This window comes from Vicinamibacteria bacterium, assembly GCA_035620555.1.
GTDB lineage: Bacteria > Acidobacteriota > Vicinamibacteria > Marinacidobacterales > SMYC01 > DASPGQ01.
Genome location: DASPGQ010000006.1, coordinates 1 through 5,870, shown reverse-complemented (window position 1 = coordinate 5,870; position 5,870 = coordinate 1). Strand labels below are relative to the sequence as shown.

At 60.9% G+C, this 5,870-nt stretch carries 6 protein-coding genes; 3 read left to right on the top strand and 3 right to left on the bottom strand.

What is annotated here, in order from left to right:
• Together VEK15_00120 and VEK15_00115 are read right to left on the bottom strand one after the other, a co-directional pair.
• On the bottom strand, positions 1–187 hold a 187-nt coding region (locus VEK15_00120; protein HXV59067.1), incomplete at its 3' end, for a CBS domain-containing protein.
• Positions 188–321: 134 nt separating this feature from the next.
• On the bottom strand, positions 322–1,368 hold the full coding sequence (locus VEK15_00115) for a cytochrome c peroxidase (protein HXV59066.1): 1,047 nt from the start codon (positions 1,366–1,368) through the stop codon (positions 322–324).
• Positions 1,369–1,493: 125 nt separating this feature from the next.
• Here VEK15_00115 and VEK15_00110 point away from each other — a divergent pair, with 125 nt between their 5' ends.
• Both VEK15_00110 and VEK15_00105 read left to right on the top strand, forming a co-directional pair.
• Positions 1,494–1,913: a nuclear transport factor 2 family protein gene (locus VEK15_00110; protein HXV59065.1), complete on the top strand. Its 420-nt coding sequence runs from the start codon at positions 1,494–1,496 to the stop codon at positions 1,911–1,913.
• A 251-nt stretch (positions 1,914–2,164) separates the two neighbouring features.
• A complete protein-coding gene (locus VEK15_00105; protein HXV59064.1) occupies positions 2,165–4,771 on the top strand; it encodes a protein kinase in 2,607 nt (868 codons plus the stop codon).
• A 6-nt stretch (positions 4,772–4,777) separates the two neighbouring features.
• Here the strand turns inward: VEK15_00105 and VEK15_00100 are convergent, their stop codons facing one another.
• Positions 4,778–5,596: a class I SAM-dependent methyltransferase gene (locus tag VEK15_00100; protein ID HXV59063.1), complete on the bottom strand. Its 819-nt coding sequence runs from the start codon at positions 5,594–5,596 to the stop codon at positions 4,778–4,780.
• A gap of 84 nt (positions 5,597–5,680) precedes the next feature.
• Here VEK15_00100 and VEK15_00095 point away from each other — a divergent pair.
• Positions 5,681–5,870 (top strand): hypothetical protein (locus VEK15_00095; protein ID HXV59062.1); only part of this gene is annotated, 190 nt, incomplete at its 3' end.

The window sequence follows — 5,870 nt, the reverse complement described above, 5'->3', positions numbered from 1 at the left end:
GGGCGTCTCGGCAAGGCGTATTCGGTGCGGCGTAATGTAGCGGAGACGACATCACATCTTTGACCGCCGTCCGATCCATGGGGAGCCTCTTGTAACTGACCCGGCGGGCCAGATCGCTCGCGGTGAACATCCCAACGGCGATTCCTTCTTCCACCACGACGATCGCGTCGACTCCCTTGTTGACCATTTCGTCCAAGGACTCCTGGACGCTGGCGCTCCCGTCGACCGTGACCGGGTGTGGGCGAGAATCACCGGCTCAATGGTGGGGCTCCGCGTAGGCCTCACGTTCTGATTGAGGCCGTTCCCAGGCACACCCTTCGCTTACTGCGGAAACGCCGTCGGCGGAGTGTCCTCGTAGCCTTCGCCCTCTAGCGCCACCATCATGGCGACGAGGGCGTCGACCTCCTCTTCGGTGAGATTGAGCGGCTGGATCTTCGGATCCAGATACGGGTTCTTCTCACCACCCCGGTTGTAGAGCTCGACCACCTCGCGAAGCGTCTCGACGGAGCCGTCGTGCATGTATGGGGCTCGCTTGGTGACTTCGCGAACGGTCGGCGTCTTGAACGCACCGCGGTCCGTGTCGACCTCGGTCACCACGTAACGGCCGAGGTCGGCGAACTCCTCGGCCTCGGGGTCCCAGCCGACGCCGAGGTTGTGGAACAGCGTGTCGGTAAAGTTGTAACCGAGATGGCACTGATTGCAGCCGGCTTTGTCGAAAAAGAGCTGGTCGCCGAGCTTGACCTCGTCGGAGACCGCCGACTCATCGCCTGCCTTCCAGCGATCATAGGGCGAGTTGCCGCTCATTCGGGTTCGCTCGTAGTCCGCGATGGCTTTGGCGACGCGGTCGGTGGTGATCTCGGGCGAGCCGAAGGCTTCCTCGAAGTAAGGCGCATAGCCCCCGATATTGGACAAGGTGTCGATCATCTTCTCGGGGGTGTTCCCCATCTCGATGGGGTTCGCGACCGGGCCGAGAGCCTGCTCTTCGAGATTCGCGGCGCGGCCGTCCCAGAACGTGTGCGGCAGGAGCGCCCAGGCGGCGTTGATGAAGGTCGGCGCTTTGCGGCCGCCTTTCTGTCCGTGTATGCCGGTCGAAACAGGCTCCGACTCCGAGAAAGCGTTCTCTGGCTTGTGGCAGGTGACGCAGGCAATCGTATTGTCGGCAGAAAGTCGTGTGTCGTAGTACAGCCAGCGACCGAGCCGTACCGTCTCCGGGGTCGGCGGATTTTCGAGCTCGTCCCAGGTGTGCGTGACGCCTAACGGCGGCTCCGGCAAAGGCTGGATGGGGTTAGCGGCCTCCCATGCGGGCGGCGGCGCCTCACCACAAGCAAATACGCACAACAAAAGGGCGACAGCGATGCTGGCTCTCATTCTCCTCGCCTCCGTGGCGGAATGCTAACAAGGCCCGAGGAGAAGGGTCAACACGTGAACATTCCGTCGATGTTTGCATTCGCGCGGTGATTACTGTAAGTAGCGACTCGCAAGGAGGTTCGTTAATGTCTTCGATCACCGAAACCGCCCGGGAGTTCTTCGAGGCTTGTGAATCTGGCGAAGGCTGGGAAGCGTGCAAGAAGTACTGCACTGCCGATGCGACTTTTTCCGCTCAAGCGGAGCCACTCGCCGATGTCAAGACCCTGGAGCAATACACCGAGTGGATGAAGGGACTGGCCGCCATCATGTCCAACGCCGGTTACGATTTGAAATCGTTCGCCACCGACGAGAAGCGAAACAATGTGTGCGCTTTTGCCGTCTTCCACGCCACGCACACCGGAGAAGGTGGCCCCGTCCCGCCGACGGGCAAGAGCGTCGATACGGACTATGTCTACGTGATGGACTTCGAGGGAGGCAAGATTCGCCACATGACGAAGATCTGGCACGCAGGATTGGCGTTGAAAGCTCTCGGGTGGGTCGCCTGACGAACTCTCGCGCTGACGGCTGAAGCAACTGGAAGAAGTCGCTCGTCGCGTTTCATCGATAGGACACGCCCCACAGCCTGTCTATCCAAATTTGGTTATATAATTCACGCCACGAAGATCTAGGCGTTCGCCATGGAGTCTACCCGTCCACGGCCATTCCGTCTCGACCGGTGCTTTCGAGCGGAAACCGGCACGATGGCGAAGCCCAGGCCGATTTTGCGCGGGAACGGCGCTCCGCCCTCCATCGAACCATGATCGGCGAGAAACTCGGACAGTACCGGATCCTGAGGAGGCTCGGTGCCGGGGGAATGGCCGAGGTCTTCGTCGCCGAAGATTCAAAGCTGAAGCGCGAGGTCGCGCTGAAACTGCTCCCCCCGGATCTCGCCCAGGACCCGGATTTCCTTTCCCGCTTCGAGCGAGAAGCCCAGGCGCTCGCCGCACTGACCCACCCCAACATCGTGACCATCTACTCGGTGGAGGAGGCGGAGGGGCTCCATTTCCTCACGATGGAGCTCATCCATGGGGTGGGCTTGGACCAGATCGTCTCGACGGGACCGCTCTCGACGGAACGCTGTATCGCGATCGCCACACAGATGGCGGACGCCCTTGCCGCCGCCCATGCAAGAGGGATCGTTCATCGTGATTTGAAGCCAGGCAACGTCGTGATCAGCGACGATGGCCGAGTGAAGATTCTCGATTTCGGGCTCGCCAAGATGCAGGGCTATGGGGCCGACGAGGACGACCTCACCGCGGCCAGGACCGCGCCGGGCATCGTGTTGGGAACTTTGTCCTTCATGTCTCCGGAGCAGCTCCAGGGGAGCGCTGCCGATGCCCGTTCGGATGTCTTTTCTTTCGGGGTCACGCTCTACGAAATGGCCAGCGGACACCGGCCCTTCAAGGGGGGGTCGACCGCTGAAGTCATGTCCGCCATCCTCCGCGATCAGCCGCGACCGGTGACGGAGCTCACCGGGAAATTTCCCACGGCGCTAGAGCGGATCATCAGGCGCTGTCTCGAAAAGAATCCCGATGATCGTTACTCATCGGCGATCGAGCTTCGGCAGGATATCCAGCACATGCTCGAGGCGGGTCCAGCCCGGTTTCGTTTCGGCTTCAGCATCTCACGAAAACGCCTCCTCCCACTTCTAGCTACCCTTCTCGTCTTTGCGACAGCCGTTGGCTCCTGGTTCGTGATGCGAGCTCGCCCGCAAACATCGCTCACCATGGTCGCAGTGCTTCCCTTCGAGAACTTCGGTCCGCCGCAGGATTCGTACTTTGCCGCTGGAGTGAGCGAGGAGATCACGAGCCGATTGAGCCGGGTGCGAAGCATCGGAATCATCTCGCGAAAGAGCACTCTCCAATACGAAGGTACGACGAAATCAGTGCGGGAGATCGGGGATGAGCTCGACGTCGACTTCATCGTCGATGGAACCGTCCGGTGGTCCCAGGGAAGTGATGGTGTTCCTCGGGTGAGAATCACCCCTCAGCTGAGCCGAGTGAGTGACGATACCAGCCTATGGGCGAAGACCTACGACAGGGTGCTGGTAGATATCTTCCAGACCCAAAGCGAGATTGCCGAGGACGTGCTGGCTCAGCTCGGCGTCACGATTGTCGATTCGGAGCGTTCCACTCTCGAAGCGCGACCGACGGGTGATCTCGACGCCTATGAAGCCTATCTTCGTGGGCGTCATCTCGCTCAAACCCCTGACTACTCGCCGGAAACTCGGGCTCGCGTCGTCGCCTTCTTCCAGGAGAGCGTGACGCTCGATCCGGATTACGTTCCCGGCTATGTCGAGCTTTCCCGCGCACATTCCCTCTTCTATCACCTCGGCCACGATCTCTCCGATGAACGTCGAGAGTTGGCGAAGGCTGCCGCCGAGCGTGCCTATGCCATCGCACCCGATGCTCCTGAGGTCCACGTCGCCCTCGGATTCTATTACTACTGGGTCCGCAGCGACTATGCTCTGGCAATGAGGGAGTTCGAGATTGCCGAAGCGGCGCTTCCGTCCAATGCCGAGATCCTGGAGGCCAAGGCGCTCGTGTACCGAAGACAGGGCAGGTGGGACGAAGCGATCGCTCATTTTCGTCGCGCGCTGCCTTTCAGCCCCCGAGACGCCAGCCTGATCGGTGAGATCGGAGAAACATACGCCAACACCGCCGATTACGACGAGGCCATTCACTACTACGATCGTGCGATCGCTCTCTCCCCGGAAGAAGCCTGGCTTTTCATGGCCAAGGCATGGACTTACTGGATGTGGAAGGGCGCGACCGCAGAGGCCCGCGACACCCTGGAGGCAATGCCGCCGACCAAGGACACGCAATCGGTGTGGATGTGGTTCTGGCAGGAAACCTTCGAGAGAGACTACGACTCGGCCCTCGAGCGGCTGTTTGCCACCGATGCCGAGTGGATCGGGTTTCCCGAGTCCTACAGCCCCAGGCCTCTCCTCGCCGCTCATGCCTTCCGCTTTTCCGGGCAGCCTGAGAGGGCGCGGCACGCTTATGAGGAGGCCCGCGTGCTACTGGAAGAAGAGGTCAAACGGTGGCCCGACGACCCGCGACGACGCGCCGCGCTCGGGATTGCCTGTGCGGCGCTCGGGAGAGCGGAGGAGGCGGTTCGTGAAGGTCGGATGGCGTTGAAGCTCCATCCCCTGACGAGAGATGCCTTCTCCGGCGCCTACTACGTTTCCGAGCTCGCATTCATCTACACACTGCTGGGTGAGCGAGCGAGCGCCATCGATCTTTTGGAGGATCTTCTCCAGGTGCCCTCGTTGATTTCCGTGCCCATGTTGGAGCTGGACCCTCGCTGGGATCCCTTGAGAGATGAACCCCGTTTCCAGAGGATGCTCACGGAGTATCGGTGATGAGCGCTACTTGATGGCGCCCACGAAGAGAACCTTCGCCATCGAGCCGAGAGTCTCCCCCAACCCCTCCTGCAGCTCGAGCTTCTCCGGAGACGCCGCCAGGCAGCACACGGTGCGAAAGCCTGTTTGCTCGAGCATCTCCTCCATCTCCTCGCGCCCGTAGAGGCGAACGTCGTAGCAACCCTCGTACAGAATCGTGCCGGTGGCACGAGTGGAATGCTGCTCCCGAGTACGTACGCGCTGGCAACGAGGGTCCCACCGCTTCCACCATTTGCTGTCGAGCTCTCCGAGCTCGCTACTATCTATCCGCTCGACCTCGAATGATTGGAGGCTGGGAAGATAGGCTTCCCTGTCCGTGATTTCCAGACACAGGAAGCCGCCTTTCGCGAGTACGCGATGAGCCTCGCGCAGTACGCCCAGATTCTCTTCGTCGGAGAAGTAGCCGAAGCTGTTCCCGAGAACCATCGCGGTGTTGAAAGATCCGCCCTTCACCGGCAGGGAGCGGATGTCGGCACGGACGAAACGAGGCCGGGAACCGTCGTGCTCGTTCTCGTGAATGGCCGAGAGGCCTATCTGGAGCAGAGGCTCGGAGAAATCGACTCCGGTGACCGAAAGGCGTTCTCCGACGAGACGCCAGGCGTGTCGACCAGGACCACAAGCGAGATCGAGCACCGGCGGGGAAATCGACCCGCCAGTCCGACGGGCGCACTTGCGCAGCATGTCGATCTCGTAGTCGGTAAGGTCCTCGTTCTTGAACAAAGCCCCTTCGACATCGTAGAGAAGCCGTCCATGGGTCTGGTAGACCCTTTCCGTCCAGTGTTCCACGCGACGGATTGTAGCTCTCGAGTTGCCGAATTGAACAGATAGGTACGGCGGTGCTAACGTTCACCGAATCATTGGAGGCCCGCCGTGAAACATGTCATCGTTGCTCTCCATCTTCTCGTTGCTTCCGGAACATTTGGCTTCTCGTACACTGAGAAGCAGGTCCAATCGAAGGACACGGAAATCAAGGGGTGGGTCGAGATCCATACGCCCATCAATGACGATTTCCGCCGCGCCTTCGAGGCCCGCACATCCGGCGACCTCACGGCCTGGGTGC